A 14,996-nucleotide genomic window follows, 5' to 3' on the forward strand; every position below is an offset into this window, starting at 1 on the left:
GACCGGGTGCCGGGCCGGAAAGAGTGGCGGGATGAGCTGGGCGAGAAGAGCCGTACCCGCAGCCGTCGCCGCCGTCGCCGCGCTGGCGGCGCGGGACCTGCTGCAACGCGACCACGCGCTGCGCCGCAACTTCCCCGTGCTGGGCCGCGCCCGGTACCTGATCGAGTCGATCGGCCCGGAGCTGCGGCAGTACATCGTGGCCGGCAACGACGAGGAGCGGCCCTTCACCCGCGACCAGCGGCGCTGGGTGTACGCCTCGGCCAAGCAGGAGAACAACTACTTCGGGTTCGGCACCGACAACGACATCGAACACACCTCCGGCTATCCGATCATCAAGCACCGCACGTTCGGCCGGGCGGTGCCGCCGTCGGCGCCGAACGCCGGGCACGACGTGACGCTGCCCTGCGCAAAGGTGCTCGGCGCGGCGCGTGGCCGGGCGCGGGCGCTCCGCCCGGAGTCGGTGGTGAACATCTCCGGGATGAGCTTCGGCTCGCTGTCCGCAAACGCGGTGGAGGCGCTCAACCGGGGCGCCGCGCTGGCCGGCTGCCTGCAGAACACCGGCGAGGGCGGGCTGTCGCCGTACCACCGCAACGGCGGTGAGCTGGTCTTCCAGCTCGGCACCGCGTACTTCGGCTGCCGCGACGAGCAGGGCCGGTTCAGCCTGGAACGGCTCAGGGACCTGGTGGCGTCGGCACCGGTACGCGCGCTGGAGATCAAGCTCAGCCAGGGCGCCAAGCCGAGCCTCGGCGGCCTGCTGCCGGCGGCGAAGGTCTCCGCCGAGATCGCCGCCACCCGGGGCGTCCCGGCCGGTCAGGACTGCGTCAGCCCGTCCCGGCACGCCGAGTTCTCCGACTGCGACAGCCTGCTCGACTGGGTGGAGCTGCTCGCCGCCGAGACCGGCCTGCCGGTCGGCATCAAGTCCGCCGTCGGCGACCTGGGGTTCTGGGAGGAACTGGCCACGCTGATGCGCGACACCGGGCGCGGCGTGGACTTCGTGACTGTCGACGGGGGCGAGGGCGGCACCGGCGCCGCGCCGCTGATCTTCAGCGACTCGGTCTCGCTGCCGTTCCAGCAGGGCTTCTCCCGGGTCTACCGCACCTTCGCCGAACGCGACCTGCACGAGAAGGTGGTGTTCGTCGGCGCCGGCAAGCTCGGCCTGCCGGACAACGCCGTGGTGGCGTTCGCGCTCGGCGCCGACATGGTCAACGTCGGGCGGGAGGCGATGCTGGCGATCGGCTGCATCCAGGCCCAGAAGTGCCACACCGACACCTGCCCGACCGGCGTCGCCACGCAGAACGCGTGGCTGGCCCGGGGTCTGGACCCGGCCCGCAAGTCGGTGCGGGCCGCGAACTACATCCGTACGCTGCGCCGCGACCTGGTCAAGGTGGCCGAGGCGTGCGGCGTCGAGCACCCCGGGCTGATCGGCACCGACGCGGTGGAGATCCTCGACGGCCGGACCTCGTCGATCCCGCTGGACCGGGCGTTCGGCTACCGGCCGGAGTGGGGAATGCCGTCGGCGGCCGACCGGGCGGAGATCGTCCGGCTGATGACTGCCGAGGCGCCGCAGGGCGGCAGCGCGCCGCCCTCCCCCACCGCCGTCGGCTAGCCGGCGCCCTCGCCGGTGCGGTGCCGCCCCCGGCGGCGCGGCGGGCGCGGCCGGAGCACGACCGGCGCCACCACCAGGACCGCCGCCGCCCCGAGCAGTCCCCAGGGGTGGCGGCTGGTCTCGACCACGAAGGCCACCGGCCGTTCCGGCAGGTCGACGCGGCCGTGGAGTTCGTGCGCCCCGAGCACGGCGACGTCCACCGGCACCGGGATCTCGTACGTCCGGACCTGCCCGGCGCCGATGGTGCCCAGGGGCGGGGCGGCGACGATGGTGTGCGCCCGTCCGGGCCGGCCGAACAGCAGCGTGAACGGCGGGTCGACCACGTCGGCCGGGCCGGGGTTGCGCAGCGCGACGCGTACGGTGAGCGTCTCGGGCAGCCCGAACCATTCCCGCAGCGGGCGGCGGCCGGCGACGCGCAGCTCGTCGAGGTGCAGTCGCGGCGTGGCGGCCGGCGCGGGCGCCGGGGCGGCGGTCACGCCCCGGACCGGCAGCGCGGCGGTGGCCCGGACGGTGCCGGTCAGCGCATGCGCGCGCAGCACGCAGGGGCAGGCGACGGGTGGTGCCGCCAGCACGATCGGCGCCGCCGTCGTGGCCGCCGGCACCTGGACGGTGGTGGCCTGCTCGTTGGCGCAGTCGAGCGCGCCCCGGCGGGCCTCGTTACCGCAGACAGTGAGGTGGACCGGGCCGGCCGGCCAGCCGCGCAGCGTGACGGTGACCCGCTGCCCGACAGTCAGCGGGCCGGACGGCACGACGACAGCGGGCCGCGGCGCCGCGGAGGCCGCGGTGGACGACGGCGCGGCCGGGGCGGAGACGGCGGTGCCGTCCGGGGTGGACGGCGGCGCCGGGGCCACCACGGCCAGCGCGAGGATCGCGGCGGCGGCCGGCAGGACCGGGGTCACCGGGCACCGGCCGCCGTGCCGCCCGCCGGGGGTTCGGACACCGACGCCGGCCCGGCGGGTGCAGCCGTAGCCGGAGGCTCGGACACCGGCGCCGGCCCGGGCGTGGTGGGGGGCGCGGCCGAGGTGGGACGGCGGCGACGGCGCAGGTAGAGCCAGGCCCCGGCGGCCGCCAGTGCGGCGATCAGCAGCCAGGGCGGCGCCCACACGCTCGCGGTGCGCCGCACCGGGGGCAGCGCGGTGTCGACGGTGGTGGGTGCGAGGTCGACTGTCGCGGTCAGCCGCAGCGCGGGCGGCACCCCGGTGACCCGCTCGGTGACGGTGAACTCGGCGCCGGGCAGCAGCTCCGGCAGGTCGACCGGGCTGGACCGGGACAGCGTCCAGCCACCGGGGCCGTCGACGACCACCGCGCCGGTGCCGCCGACGCGGACGTTGCCGCTGTTGCGGATCCGGTAGGTGACCGTGAGGTCGGCGCGGCCGATCGGGTTGAGCGGGGTGTCGTAGTCGACGCGTACCGATTCGACCGTCACGGCGGGGCGGACCTCGCCGGCGACGCGGAGGTAGACCCGGGCGGCGATCCGCTGGTCGAGCCGGACCCGCTGCCCGTCGGCGGTGACGCCGTCCTGGGCGACCGCGGCGATCACGCCGCCGGTGTGGTCGCCCGGCGTGGCGTTGCGCGGCACGGTGAGGCGGAACGGGATGTCCGCGCGCCGGCCGGGCTGGACGGTCCAGCTTCGCCGCTCGACGCCGATCCAGGCGCCGACGTCGGTGGCGGCCCGGTCGGAGGGCAGCAGCGCGAAGGCGCCGTCGGTGGTGGTGTACGCGTCGGTGCCGTACACCGCGAAGGTGAGCGGGCGGTCGCCGAGATTCGTGACGCCGACGTGGTCGGTGACGGTGTCACCGGGCGCCAGGTCGTACGTGAAGTAGTTGCGCCCGGTCGGCCCGCCGGGCCCGGACGGCTGGACCGCCCAGCGGACGGCGCCGGGGCCGGCGGACGGTGCGGGCCGGGGGGCGGCCTCGCCGGCGGCCGGCGGCCCGAGCAGCACCGCGAGCAGCGCGGCGGCGAGCGCGGCGCCGAACCGCGCGGCCGGGCCGGGCGTGCGCCGCCGCGGGGTGCGGGTGGAGGGCGTGAGGAGTGGCATACCGTGCTCCGCTGCGAGGTGGTCGCCGGGACGCGGCTGGTGGGGCACGGGCGACGTGCCCGCGCCCCACCAGGTCCGACCCGGTCGGTGAATCAGGAGAGGGTCAGGGTGAGCGTGGCGACGTAGTCGCCCGCCGCGGCGGACGCCGGCACACCGAGGTTGAGCTCGGCGCCGCAGGCGAAGACGCCGTTGCTGGTCCCGGCTCCGGCCGTGCACAGGGCACGGGCGTCACCGAGACCGGCGCCGGGAGCGGCCACCGCACCCGGCGTGACGGCGCCGGTGGTGCCGCCCAGCGGGTCGTTCACCACGCTCGCCGTCGGCGCCCAGCCGAGGTAGTTCCCGGCGATGACGCCACCGGCGGCGGAGGTGAAGTCGGAGACCTGTCCGACCAGGCTCCAGCCGGTGCCGGCCCCGCGCAGGTCGGCCACCGTGGCCGTGTTCAGCGGTGCCCGGGCGTACTCGCCCTTGCCGACCGCAGGCAGGGTGACGTTCGCGCCGGCGACGCTCAGGCTGAGCGGACCGCCGGTCACGGTGCTGGTGATCCGCTGCTGGGCCGAGTTCCCGCCCGCCCCGGTCCGGGTGAACGTGATCGGGGTGAACGTGTCCTGGCCGCGGTCGGCCGAGCCGCGGGCGGCGAAGGTGATGACGTAGCACTGCACCTCGGTGCAGTCCACCTGGTCACCGTTGCGGTCGGTGTAGACGGCGCTGATCGGCAGCGTCGTGGTGAAGCTGCCGTCGGCGGCCATCCGGTCCCGCGCGTCGGTCGGCTCGTTGGTCTTGTTGACCCACTTGGTGACCTGGAGGACGCCGGCGTTCGCCCAGTGCTCGTCGACCTTCGGTCCGAACGAGACGTAGATGCCCGCCCCGTTGTTGACGTCCGGGTCGAAGCCGGTGCCGCGTACGGTGACGGTCGCCCCGGCGGGGTCGAGGCCCTGGGCCGGGTCGACGGTCACCGCCGGGGTGGCGGGCGCGGTGCCGCCTGCCGTGGTGAACGTGAACGACACCGGGTCCAGCGCCTCACCGGCGGCGTAGAAGCCGTTGAACGCACCGGCTCCCACGCTGGTGAGCGCCGCGGCGAGGTTGCTGCCGGTCACCGTGTTCCCGCTGGTGGCGGGACTTCCGGTGAGGGTGGCGATGGTGGCCTGCTTCACCGAGACCGGCTCGGTCATCGTGGTGGCCAGGTCGACGTCCGCCTTCAGCGAGGCGGTGCCGCCGGAGACGGCGACCGTCGGGTTGTCCAGCGTGATGGTCAGCAGGTGCGCCGGGTACGAGAACACCACCGTGCCGCCGTACGTCGCGTTCGTCGTGCCGGCGGCGGCGTCGTGCGTGCCGCCGGTCGACGGGAACGTGAACGTGCCGTCGGCGTTGACAGTGGCGCCGTTGCTGACAGCGATCGGCGGGTCCCCGTTGCCGGCCTTGACGTAGTTGCGGAAGCTGGCCTTGAAACCCCAGGTCAGGCTGCCACTGGCGATCTCGGCCTCGGCCGCCGAGGCGGGTCCGGTGCCCACGAGCGCGCTCGACACGCCGAGGGCGAGCACCGCCGCCCAGCGCATCGACCGGAGGGCTCCGGCTCTGGATCTGAACATGCTGTTCCTCTCGGAGGGGAAGCGAAGGCATTAGGTTAGGCAAACCTAAGATGATCGGGTGATCCGCGAAGCGTCTCAAGATCTTCAACCGAACGGACCCCTTGCCACCTGCGCGTTTGCCACTTAGGTTAGGCAAACCTAAGCACTGCTCGGCCGGTGTTTCCGGCCGGACCTGTCGTGTGAGGAGCCCGATGCGAGCACGGCGCCGCACCATCTGGACCACCGTTCTGCTCACCGCCGCCGTCGTCGCCACGCCCGCGCCGGCCCACGCCGGCACCGCCACCGGCAGCGGCGGTCAGAAGCTCACCGTCACCCCGAGCGCCGGCCTGAGCCGCTCCGGCGCCACCGTGTCCGTCTCCGGGCGCGGCTACGACGTCGACAAGGGCATCTACGTCGCGTACTGCGTCGACAACGGACCGGGCGTGGCAGCCACCCCGTGCGGCGGCGGCGCCGACACCACCGGCAGCCTCGGCGCCTCGCAGTGGATCTCGTCGAACCCGCCCGCCTACGCCGAGGGCCTGACCAAGCCGTACGGCCCCGGCGGCTCCTTCTCGGTGACGGTCAAGGTGACCCCCACCATCGGCGACGTCGACTGCACCGTCCGGCGGTGCGCGGTCGTCACCCGCGCCGACCACACCCGGCCCTCCGACCGGTCCCAGGACGTACGGGTGCCGGTCACGTTCGCCGCCGGCGCCACGAGCGCCCCGTCGAAGGCCGGCCCGGCGCCGAAGGCGACCACGCCCGCCGCCACGCCCCGGACCACCACCGGACAGGACGCGCCGGCCCCGGCCGCCTCCGGCAGCGCGCCGGCCGCAGCGGGCGCGGCAGGGGCGACGGGAGCGGCGGGCGCCGCCCCCGGAGCCGGGGCGCCGTCGCAGGCCGCGGCCTCCGACCTCCACGTCACCCGGGTCAGCGACACCTCCGGGGCCGGACGCGGATGGACCGTCGGGGTGGTGGCCGCCGCACTGGCCCTGGTTGTTCTGGTCGGCCTCGGCCGGTGGCGGCGCCGTCGCGGTGCCGGCCGGTGAGCCGCCCGCACCGGCGACCGGGCCGGGGACCACTCGTCGCGCTGCTCGCGCTGACCATGGCGGCGACCGGCTGCGCCGCGCCGGGCCGATCGGGTACGCCGACCGCCGCCGGCTGCGGCCCGGTCACCGCTACGGTGGACGACGCCGACGTCGACCCGGTCCGCCCGGCGCCCACGCCCGCGCTGCCGGCCACCGTCCGCTCCGGCGACGGCACGACGGTGACTGTGGACGACGTCAGCCGCATCCTCCCGGTGAACCTGCACGGCTCGATCGCCGAGATCGTCTTCGGCCTCGGCCTGGGCGGCAACGTCATCGGGCGGGACACCTCGACCACGTTCCCCGCCGCCGCGCACCTGCCGGTGGTCACCCCGGGCGGGCACGACCTCTCCGCCGAGGCGGTGCTCGACCTCGACCCGAGCGTCGTGCTCGTCGACGACGGCGTCGGGCCGCCCGAGGTGCTGCGCCAGCTCCGCGCCGCCGGCATCCCGGTCGTGCGGGTACCTGCCGAGCCGACCCTCGACGGCGTACCGGCGCACATCCGCGCGATCGCGGCCGCGCTCGGCGTACCCGAGGCCGGGGAGCGGCTGGTGACCCGCGTGCGGAGCGAGATCGCCGAGGCCCGGCGTACCGCCCCGGCGGGCCGGGCGCCGAGGATCGCGTTCCTCTACCTGCGCGGCACCGCCGGGGTGTACCTGATCGGCGGCCGGGGCGCCGGGTCCGACGCGATGATCGAGGCGATCGGCGGCGTCGACGCCGGCAGCGCCGCCGGGCTGTCCGCGTTCCGTCCGCTGACCAGCGAGGGCCTCATCAACGCCGCGCCCGACGTGATCCTGGTGATGAGCGCCGGTCTCGCCTCCGTCGGCGGCGTGGACGGCCTGGTCGAGCTGCCCGGCGTGGCGCAGACGCCGGCCGGGGCGAACCGGCGCGTCGTCGACATGGCCGACGGCACGCTGCTCACCTTCGGCGTCCGATCCGGCCGGGTCGTCCAGGCCCTCGCCCGCGCCGTCTACTCGTGCGAGGACCCGTCGTGACCACGCTACGGAAGCGGCCCGCGCCCGCCGCCGCCCCGGCGACGGTCACCGGCGCGCCCCGGTCCCCCGGCCGGCGGGGCACCGTCCTGGTGGCCGGGCTCGGCGTCGCCCTGGTGCTCGTCGCCCTGCTGGCGGCCGGGCGCGGCCAGGTGGCGATCTCCCCCGCCGAGGTGCTCGGCTCCGTGCTGCACCGCCTCGGCCTGGACCTCGGTCCGCTGCCGTCGGCGGCGCAGGGCGAGAACGCGCTCTGGATCGTCCGCTTCCCCCGGGTGCTGCTGGCGGCCGTCGTCGGTGCCGCCCTCGGCTGCGCCGGCGCGGTCATGCAGGGCGTCTTCGGCAACCCGCTCGCCGAGCCCGGCGTCATCGGGGTGTCGGCCGGCGCCGCCGTCGGCGCCGCGCTGGCCATCGTCACCGGCGTCACCGTCCTGGGCGGATGGACCGTGCCGCTCGCCGCCTTCGCCGGCGGCCTCGCCACCACCTACCTGGTGTACGCGCTGGCCCGCTCCGGGGGCCGGACCGAGGTGGTGACGCTGGTCCTGACCGGCGTCGCCGTCAACGCGGTCGCCGGCTCGGTGATCGGGCTGCTCATGTTCGTCACCGACCAGTCCGGCGTGCAGGCCATCGCGTTCTGGAACCTCGGCAGCCTCGCCCAGGCCAGTTGGACGGCAGTCGGTCTCGCCGCGCCGTGCCTGCTCGCCGGGCTCGCCGTCGCCTGCGCCGACGCGCGCCGGCTCGACCTGCTCGCGCTCGGCGAACCCGCCGCCCGGCACCTGGGCGTGAACACCGAACGCCTGCGGCTGCGGCTGATCGTCGTCACCGCGCTGCTCGGCGCCGCCGCTGTCGCGTTCACCGGCATCATCAGCTTCGTCGGACTGGTCGTGCCGCACCTGATCCGGATGGTCGCCGGACCGGGCCACCGGGTGCTGCTGATCGCCAGCGCGCTCGGCGGCGCCGTCGTGGTGATCGGCGCCGACCTCGCGGCGCGTACCCTCGTCGAGCACCAGGAGCTGCCCCTCGGCGTGCTCACCGCGGTCATCGGCGGCCCGGCGTTCTTCTGGCTGCTGCGCCGCACTCGCGACCGGGCCGGAGGCTGGGGATGAGCCTTCCGCGTACGCCACGCCGGTTCGCCGCCGCCCGGCCGCCGCGCCCGGCGCCCGCCGGGCACGTCCGGATCGGGGTGGCCGGGCTGCGCGTCGAACGCGCCGGCCGGACCGTGCTCGACGGGATCGACCTTCAGGTACGCGCCGGCGAGGTGCACGCCCTGGTCGGGCCGAACGGCGCCGGGAAGTCGACGCTGCTCAGCGCGATCAGCGGTGACGTGCCGGCCGCCGCCGGCCGGATCGAGGTCGACGGGCTGCCCCGCGAGTCGTGGAGCCCGGTGGAGCTGGCCTGGCGCCGCGCCGTCCTCGCCCAGCGCAACACGCTCAGCTTCCCGTTCACCGTCGGGGAGGTGGTGCGGATGGGCCGGGCGCCGTGGGCCGGGCGACCCGAGCGGGAACAGGACGACGCCGTCGTCGCCGACGTGCTCGAACGCTGCGACGTCGCCCGCTTCGCGGCCCGGCCGTACCCCGCGCTGTCCGGCGGCGAGCAGGCCCGCGCCGCGCTGGCCCGGGTCCTGGCGCAGCGGGCCACCACGCTGCTGCTCGACGAGCCGACCGCCGCGCTCGACCTGCGGCACCAGGAACTGGTCATGCACATCGCCCGGGAGCGGGCCCGCGCCGGGGACGCCGTGGTCGTGGTGCTGCACGATCTGACGCTGACCGGGGCGTACGCGGACACCGTGACCCTGCTCGGCGACGGACGCGTCCGCGCCGCCGGGACACCGCGCGAGGTGCTCACCGCCCCGCTGCTCAGCGAGGTCTACCGGTACGACATCGACGTCGTCCCCCACCCCCGTGACGAGCTGCCGCTGATCGTGCCCCGACGCGGCCGGCCCGCAGGACCGTCAGCCGACGAGGAGAGATAGCAGATGGATACCCAGACGTTCGCGGCCCGGCTGCGCGCCGAGACACGCGACGCGCACCGGAGCGCCGAGTCCCAGCGGTACGTCTCCGCGCTCACCGCGGGTGAACTCGACGTGGCCGGCTACACCGCGCTCGTCGTCGCGCACCACGGCATCTACGCGGCGCTGGAGGGCGTCGCGGAGACGATGCGCGACGACCCGCTGGCCGGCCCGTTCGTCGACGACGCGCTGACCCGGCTGCCCGCGCTCGCCGCCGACCTGCGGTTCCTGCTCGGCCCGCGCTGGCGCGAGGTGATGGAGCCGGTCCCGGCCGCTGTCGCGTACGCCGCGCGGATCACCTCGGCCTGCGCCGGATCGCCCGAGCGGTTCATCGCGCACCACTACATCCGCTATCTCGGCGACCTGTCCGGCGGGCGGCACATCGGGCGCTGCGTGGCCCGGTACTACGGGGTGACCGGCGAGGCCGGGGCGTCGTTCTACCGCTTCCCGGGGATCAGCGACCCGAAGTCGTACAAGGACGCCTACCGGGCGAGGCTGGACGCGCTCGCGCTGGACGAGGCCGGCCGGGCCGCGCTGCGCGACGAGGTGCTGGTGGCGTACGAGCACAACATCGCGGTCTTCACCGACCTGGGTCGCCTGGTGGCGGCCAGCGGCCGGGAGGGCGCCGCGTGAGCGCCGGGTTCCCGCCGGAGGTGGTCGCCGCCGTCAGCCGGCACATGAACGACGACCACGCCGGGGACGCGCTGCTGATCTGCCGTACGCTCGGCGGCCGGCCGGACGCCACCGCGGCCCGCACCACCGGCCTGGACGCCGACGGCATCGACTTCGCCGTCACCGTCGGCGGCACGGAGGTCCCGGTGCGCGTCCCGTTCGCCCACCGGCTCACCGAGCGGGCGCAGATCCGCCGGGAGGTGGTGCGCATGTACCGGGAGGCCTGCGAGCAGGCCGGCGTACCGCCCCGACCGGCCGGCTGAGCACCGGGACTGTCCGGGCTGCGGAAACCCGGTCGGCCGCCGCGCCGCCGCGGCGTACAGTCCGCCGCATGGCTGTGGACACCAGGCCGGCGGTGCGCGCCGGCCGATTCCGGCTGCTCCCGCTGGGTGTGGTCTTCCTGACCGTCGGTCTGTCCACCGCCGTGGTGCTGCCGTTCCTGTCGCTGTTCCTCGACCGGGAGGTCCACGCCAGTCCGTTACGGGTGACCGTGTTCCTGGTCATCGCCCCGCTGTCCGGGGTGGTCGCCTCCGCGCTGATCGGCCGGCTGTCGGACCGCCTGCCGATCCGGCGCGCGCTGCTTGTCGGCGCCGCGCTGGCCGGCGTGGTGGGCGCGGGCCTGACCGCGTACGTCCGCGACTACTGGATCCTGCTGGGGCTGACCGCAACCGCCACGGCGCTGGCGAACTCGCTGTTCCCGCAGTCGTTCGCGTACACCCGGGCGCTGTTCGACAGGGACGATCCGGCGCGGGCCGCGTTCGGCGTCAGCCTCATGCGTACCGTGTTCTCGCTGGCCTGGGTGGCCGGGCCGGCGCTGGCCGCGGTGCTGCTCGACGCCGGCGGCTTCCGCCTGGTCTACGGCATGGCCGCCGTCATGTACGCGCTGGCCGCGCTGGTGGCCGCGTTCCGGCTGGAGGAGCTGCCGCTGCCGGCGCGGCCGGTCGCGGCCGATCCGGACGGCGCCGCCCCCGGCCCACCCGGCGCGTCCCGGCTGCGGCTGGCGCTGACGGCGCTCACGTTCGTCCTGCTCCAGTGCCCGCTGACGGTCGGCGTGCAGGCGATGCCGCTGTTCATCGACACCGAACTGAACGACGACCCCTCCCGCGCCGGGCTGGTGCTGGGCCTGTGCGCGGCGCTGGAGATCCCGCTGATCCTCGGGCTGGGCGCGCTGACCGCGCGGGTCCGGCTGCGGCTGCTGGTCCTGGTCGGCGGCGCCTGCGGGGTCGCCTACTACGCGACCGCTGCGCTGGCGCCGAGCGTGCCGGTCCTGCTGTTCGCGCAGCCGGTGAACGCGCTGTTCATCGCCGCGGTGTCCGGCGTCGGCATCGCCTACGTGCAGGATCTGCTGCCGGGCGAGCCGGGCCGGGCCACCACGCTGTTCACCAACACGTTCCCGATCGGCGCCATGCTCGCCGGGCCGCTGCTCGGGCTCTCCGCGCAGGTCGGCTACCGGTGGGCGTACGGCATGAGCACCGCGCTGTGCGCGGCCGGGCTGCTGGTGCTGCTGCTGACCCGGCCGCACGCGCGGGCCTGACCGGCGCGGCGGTCAGCGGCGCCGCACCAGCACCACGTGGTCGATCAGCTCGCCGGTCTGGCCGTCCGGCCCGGTGGCGGTACGGCGTGCCGCGCCCAGCCGCTCGGTGTCCCAGCCGTCCGGGTCGAGGTTCATCGCGGCCAGGATCTCCTCCGGTTCGGCGAACCGGTGGTGGCCGGTGTCGGGCCCGGCCCAGGGCGGCGGCGCGCCGTGCTCGACGACGAGCAGCCGGCCGCCGGGCGCGACCGCCTCGGCCGCCGGGGGCAGCACCGTCTCCCGGGGCAGGACCAGCGGCGACTGGAAGAACTGCGCGGACACCAGGTCGTACCGGCCGGGCGGGAAGCCCTGGGTGAGGTCGTGCCGGACGGTGGTGATCCGCTCCGCCACCCCGGCCCGCTCGGCCTCCACGGCGAGGCGGTCCAGCGCGACCGACGAGATGTCCACGGCGGTGACCCGCCAGCCGTGCGACGCCAGCCACACCGCGTCGCCGCCCTCACCGCTGCCCAGGTCGAGCACGGTGCCTGGGGGCAGCGTGCCGGCCACCTCGGCCAGGACCGGGTTGACCCGGCCGCTCCAGATCCGGTCCCGCTGGCCGTACCGCTCGTCCCAGAACCGGGCCGGGTCGGTGTCCGCCACCGGGTGCTCGTGGTGGTGCCCCGTCATGTCTGCCTCCTCGCCGCCGGGCGTCTCCCGTCCGGGCCCCGCCATCGTGCGCCGCCGCCGGCCGGACAGCAAGGAACCTTGCCGTTCCGGCAAACGAGCACACCGGACGAGCCGGGGGGTGGCGGGCGGCCGGGCGCCGCGCTACCGTCGAGAGCAGATACCCCCGGGGGTATATCCGATCCGGAAGGAGAACGGCCCATGCGCGAGGTCGACCTGACCACGTTCGCCACCGCCCACGCCGACGGGGCGACGGTCATCGACGTCCGGGAGACCGCCGAGTACCTCGGCGGACACGTCCCCGGTGCCCGTTGCGTGCCGCTGGGTCACCTGCCCGCCCAGATGACGCAGGTGCCCCGCACCGGCCCCGTCTACGTGATCTGCGAGGCCGGCGGACGCAGCCGGGTCGGTGCCGAGCTGCTCGAACGCGCCGGCATCACCGCCCTCTCGGTGTCCGGCGGCACCTCGGCCTGGGTGCGCTCGGGCCGCCCGGTCACCGCGGGCAGCCGGCCGTGACCGGCCGCCCGGAGACGGCTGCCGCCCCGCGCACCGCCTTCCTCCGCCGCCTGCTCGGCCCCCGCGTCGCCCGGGTCACCCCGGCGGAGGCGGCGGCGCTGTCCGGCGCGGGCGCGCTGCTGCTCGACGTCCGGGAACCCGCCGAGTGGCGGGCCGGACACACCCCCGGCGCCCGGCACATCCCGCTCGGCCAGCTCGCGGACCGGCTGTCCGAGGTACCGGCGGACCGGCCCGTGGTGACCGTCTGCCGGTCCGGCGCGCGGTCACGACGGGCGGCCAAGCTGCTCGCCGCGGCAGGCCACGAGGTGCACGACCTGACCGGCGGCATGCGGGCGTGGACGAACGCCGGGCTGGCGGTACGAGCCAAGGGCGGCAGGCCGGGCCACGTGGCCTGAGCAGACCCCTCATCACCAGGAGAAGGAGCACGGCCGATGTTGTTCACCCAGTACTACCTCGACTGCCTGTCCCAGGCCTCGTACCTGATCGCGGACGACCGCACCGGCCGGGCCGTGCTCGTCGACCCGCGCCGGGACATCGACGAGTACCTCACCGACGCCACGGCGCACGGCCTGACGATCGAGGGTGTCGTCAACACCCACTTCCACGCCGACTTCCTCGCCGGGCACCTCGAGATGGCCGCCGCGACCGGCGCGTGGATCGGCTACGGGAGCCGGGCCGAGACCGAGTACCCGAGCCGCAAGCTCACCGACGGCGAACGGATCAGCCTCGGCGACGTGACCCTGGAGATCATGGAGACCCCGGGCCACACGCCGGAGTCGATCAGCATCCTGGTCTACGAGCGCGCCGACGACCCGGTCCCGTACGGCGTGCTGACCGGCGACGCGCTGTTCATCGGCGACGTGGGCCGTCCCGACCTGCTCGCCTCGTTCGGCGTGACCGCCGAGGAACTCGGCCGCATGCTCTACGACAGCGTGCAGCACAAGCTGATGGGCCTGCCCGACGAGGTGCGCGTCTTCCCCGCCCACGGCGCCGGCTCCGCCTGCGGCAAGAACCTGTCCACCGAACGGCAGTCCACCATCGGCGAGCAGCGCCGCACCAACTACGCCTGCGCGCCGATGAGCGAGGAGCGCTTCCTCGCCCTGGTCACCGGCGGGCAGCCGGCCGCGCCCGGCTACTTCGCCTTCGACGCGGTGCTCAACCGCAAGGCGCGTGAGCTGTTCGACCACGCCCGGCCGGCCCGCCCGCTCACCCCGGCCGAGTTCCTGGCCGCCCGGGCCGACGGCGCCGTCGTGGTCGACGCCCGCGACCCGCAGGAGTACGCGACCGGGCACCTGCGCGGCGCGCTCAACGTCCCGGCCGACGGCCGGTTCGCCGAGACCGCCGGCAGTGTCGTCGCGCCCGACCGGCCGGTGCTGGTGGTGGCCCCGCAGGACCGGGAGGAGGAGATCGTGGTCCGCCTCGCCCGGATCGGCTTCGACCGGGTGATCGGCTACCTGCGCGAGCCCGAGGGCGCCTTCCTGGAGATGGTCGCCGAGATGACCCGGGCCAGCCGGGTCACCGCCACCGAGCTGCGCGCGGCCCTCGACGGTCCGGACGCGCCGGTGGTGCTCGACGTCCGCAACGCCGGTGAGCGGGAGCAGGGCGCGGTGGACGGTTCCCGGCACATCCCGCTGGCCGAGCTGACCCACCGCCTCGGCGAGGTGCCCGCCGACCGGCCGGTCGTCGTCCACTGCGCCGGCGGCTACCGTTCCTCGGTCGCCGCCAGCCTGCTGCGCAACGCCGGGCACGCCGACGTGTCCGACCTGCTCGGCGGCTACGGCGCCTGGCAGGGCCTGCACGCCGCCGCGTGAACCACCGGGCCGGGCGGGGGTCCCCTCCCCCCGCCCGGCCCGGGTTGTCCGGCGCCGTCAGGATTAGCACTCCCCTCGCATGGGCAGACATTTGTCATCGGACACGCGAACGAGGGAGCTGACGGCATGGCGAAGGGCGACATCGACACCTACCAGCAGGACGGGCAGTGGAAGAACCGCCCGGAGGGCAACGAGCGCGCGACCAGCCGCCACGACACCAAGGCGGAGGCGGAGGCGGCCGGCCGGGAGATGGCGGCCGAGCGCGGCGCCGAGCACGTGATCAAGAAGCAGGACGGCACGATCGGCGAGAAGAACACGTACCCCCGCAGCCGCGACCCCCGGGAGATCCCGGGCTGAGCACGCAGCGCAGGCGACATACGGCGCCGGACCCGCTCGGGTCCGGCGCCGTATCGCGTACCGGCGGGTAGTGAGTGGCTGGCTAAAAACTTTTGTTCGGTTCCTACAACGGTCCCCGCTCAGGCTTCGGCCGTTACGACATGGCGCCGCCCGCG

16 protein-coding genes are annotated in these 14,996 nt (G+C 75.5%); 12 read left to right on the forward strand and 4 right to left on the reverse strand.

Features of this window, described 5'->3' with window-relative positions; genetic code table 11:
• Positions 1 to 31: 31 nt before the first annotated feature.
• Entirely contained in the window at positions 32 to 1,606 is a 1,575-nt protein-coding gene (locus CLT75_RS10170) for an FMN-binding glutamate synthase family protein (protein WP_135240577.1), read from the forward strand.
• Here the strand turns inward: CLT75_RS10170 and CLT75_RS10175 are convergent.
• From CLT75_RS10175 to CLT75_RS10185, 3 genes are all read right to left on the reverse strand, one after another.
• Positions 1,603 to 2,505 (reverse strand): hypothetical protein, encoded by a 903-nt coding sequence (locus CLT75_RS10175; protein ID WP_135240578.1) that lies wholly within the window; start codon positions 2,503 to 2,505, stop codon positions 1,603 to 1,605. The two genes, CLT75_RS10170 and CLT75_RS10175, sit on opposite strands and share 4 nt — an antisense overlap.
• Positions 2,502 to 3,644 (reverse strand): WxL protein peptidoglycan domain-containing protein, encoded by a 1,143-nt coding sequence (locus tag CLT75_RS10180; protein WP_135240579.1) that lies wholly within the window; start codon positions 3,642 to 3,644, stop codon positions 2,502 to 2,504. The genes CLT75_RS10175 and CLT75_RS10180 overlap by 4 nt, the downstream gene beginning before the upstream one ends.
• A gap of 92 nt (positions 3,645 to 3,736) precedes the next feature.
• Entirely contained in the window at positions 3,737 to 5,230 is a 1,494-nt protein-coding gene (locus CLT75_RS10185) for an HtaA domain-containing protein (RefSeq protein ID WP_135240580.1), read from the reverse strand.
• 191 nt (positions 5,231 to 5,421) lie between these two features.
• On the opposite strand from CLT75_RS10185, the gene CLT75_RS10190 reads away from it, so the two are divergent.
• The 7 genes from CLT75_RS10190 to CLT75_RS10215 all read left to right on the forward strand — a co-directional run bounded on the left by CLT75_RS10190 (position 5,422) and on the right by CLT75_RS10215 (position 11,497).
• Entirely contained in the window at positions 5,422 to 6,258 is an 837-nt protein-coding gene (locus CLT75_RS10190; protein ID WP_135240581.1) for a hypothetical protein, read from the forward strand.
• Complete coding sequence (locus CLT75_RS10195; protein WP_486485114.1) at positions 6,255 to 7,289, forward strand: heme/hemin ABC transporter substrate-binding protein; 1,035 nt, start codon at positions 6,255 to 6,257, stop codon at positions 7,287 to 7,289. Before CLT75_RS10190 ends, CLT75_RS10195 begins: the two co-directional genes overlap by 4 nt.
• Positions 7,286 to 8,389, forward strand: coding sequence for an iron ABC transporter permease (locus CLT75_RS10200; protein ID WP_135240582.1), 1,104 nt, complete (start codon positions 7,286 to 7,288; stop codon positions 8,387 to 8,389). The genes CLT75_RS10195 and CLT75_RS10200 overlap by 4 nt, the downstream gene beginning before the upstream one ends.
• A complete protein-coding gene (locus tag CLT75_RS33125) occupies positions 8,386 to 9,255 on the forward strand; it encodes a heme ABC transporter ATP-binding protein (RefSeq protein ID WP_486485115.1) in 870 nt (289 codons plus the stop codon). Before CLT75_RS10200 ends, CLT75_RS33125 begins: the two co-directional genes overlap by 4 nt.
• Positions 9,256 to 9,258: 3 nt before the next feature.
• Complete coding sequence (locus tag CLT75_RS33130; protein ID WP_486485116.1) at positions 9,259 to 9,924, forward strand: biliverdin-producing heme oxygenase; 666 nt, start codon at positions 9,259 to 9,261, stop codon at positions 9,922 to 9,924.
• Positions 9,921 to 10,226: a DUF2470 domain-containing protein gene (locus tag CLT75_RS10210; protein ID WP_135240583.1), complete on the forward strand. Its 306-nt coding sequence runs from the start codon at positions 9,921 to 9,923 to the stop codon at positions 10,224 to 10,226. Before CLT75_RS33130 ends, CLT75_RS10210 begins: the two co-directional genes overlap by 4 nt.
• 68 nt (positions 10,227 to 10,294) lie before the next feature.
• Positions 10,295 to 11,497, forward strand: coding sequence for a sugar efflux transporter (locus tag CLT75_RS10215; protein WP_486485117.1), 1,203 nt, complete (start codon positions 10,295 to 10,297; stop codon positions 11,495 to 11,497).
• 12 nt (positions 11,498 to 11,509) lie between these two features.
• On the opposite strand, the gene CLT75_RS10220 is transcribed toward CLT75_RS10215, so the two are convergent.
• Entirely contained in the window at positions 11,510 to 12,160 is a 651-nt protein-coding gene (locus CLT75_RS10220; protein ID WP_135240584.1) for a class I SAM-dependent methyltransferase, read from the reverse strand.
• Between the two features lie 198 nt (positions 12,161 to 12,358).
• Between CLT75_RS10220 and CLT75_RS10225 the strand changes: the two genes are divergently transcribed.
• From CLT75_RS10225 to CLT75_RS10240, 4 genes are all read left to right on the forward strand, one after another.
• A complete protein-coding gene (locus tag CLT75_RS10225; RefSeq protein WP_135240585.1) occupies positions 12,359 to 12,673 on the forward strand; it encodes a rhodanese-like domain-containing protein in 315 nt (104 codons plus the stop codon).
• A gap of 50 nt (positions 12,674 to 12,723) precedes the next feature.
• Complete coding sequence (locus CLT75_RS10230; RefSeq protein WP_135243962.1) at positions 12,724 to 13,068, forward strand: rhodanese-like domain-containing protein; 345 nt, start codon at positions 12,724 to 12,726, stop codon at positions 13,066 to 13,068.
• A gap of 36 nt (positions 13,069 to 13,104) precedes the next feature.
• On the forward strand, positions 13,105 to 14,484 hold the full coding sequence (locus tag CLT75_RS10235; protein ID WP_135240586.1) for an MBL fold metallo-hydrolase: 1,380 nt from the start codon (positions 13,105 to 13,107) through the stop codon (positions 14,482 to 14,484).
• A gap of 126 nt (positions 14,485 to 14,610) precedes the next feature.
• On the forward strand, positions 14,611 to 14,841 hold the full coding sequence (locus CLT75_RS10240) for a DUF2188 domain-containing protein (protein WP_013286814.1): 231 nt from the start codon (positions 14,611 to 14,613) through the stop codon (positions 14,839 to 14,841).
• Positions 14,842 to 14,996: the final 155 nt, after the last annotated feature.

This window comes from Micromonospora sp. CNZ285 (assembly GCF_004637285.1).

Bases quoted from the DNA above. Each gene is read 5' to 3' on its own strand.
- CLT75_RS10170 (WP_135240577.1), top strand. From the start codon at position 32: ATGAGCTGGGCGAGAAGAGCCGTACCCGCAGCCGTCGCCGCCGTCGCC.
- CLT75_RS10180 (WP_135240579.1), bottom strand. From the start codon at position 3,644: ATGCCACTCCTCACGCCCTCCACCCGCACCCCGCGGCGGCGCACGCCC.
- CLT75_RS10185 (WP_135240580.1), bottom strand. From the start codon at position 5,230: ATGTTCAGATCCAGAGCCGGAGCCCTCCGGTCGATGCGCTGGGCGGCG.
- CLT75_RS10190 (WP_135240581.1), top strand. From the start codon at position 5,422: ATGCGAGCACGGCGCCGCACCATCTGGACCACCGTTCTGCTCACCGCC.
- CLT75_RS33125 (WP_486485115.1), top strand. From the start codon at position 8,386: ATGAGCCTTCCGCGTACGCCACGCCGGTTCGCCGCCGCCCGGCCGCCG.
- CLT75_RS33130 (WP_486485116.1), top strand. From the start codon at position 9,259: ATGGATACCCAGACGTTCGCGGCCCGGCTGCGCGCCGAGACACGCGAC.
- CLT75_RS10215 (WP_486485117.1), top strand. From the start codon at position 10,295: ATGGCTGTGGACACCAGGCCGGCGGTGCGCGCCGGCCGATTCCGGCTG.
- CLT75_RS10220 (WP_135240584.1), bottom strand. From the start codon at position 12,160: ATGACGGGGCACCACCACGAGCACCCGGTGGCGGACACCGACCCGGCC.
- CLT75_RS10225 (WP_135240585.1), top strand. From the start codon at position 12,359: ATGCGCGAGGTCGACCTGACCACGTTCGCCACCGCCCACGCCGACGGG.
- CLT75_RS10235 (WP_135240586.1), top strand. From the start codon at position 13,105: ATGTTGTTCACCCAGTACTACCTCGACTGCCTGTCCCAGGCCTCGTAC.
- CLT75_RS10240 (WP_013286814.1), top strand. From the start codon at position 14,611: ATGGCGAAGGGCGACATCGACACCTACCAGCAGGACGGGCAGTGGAAG.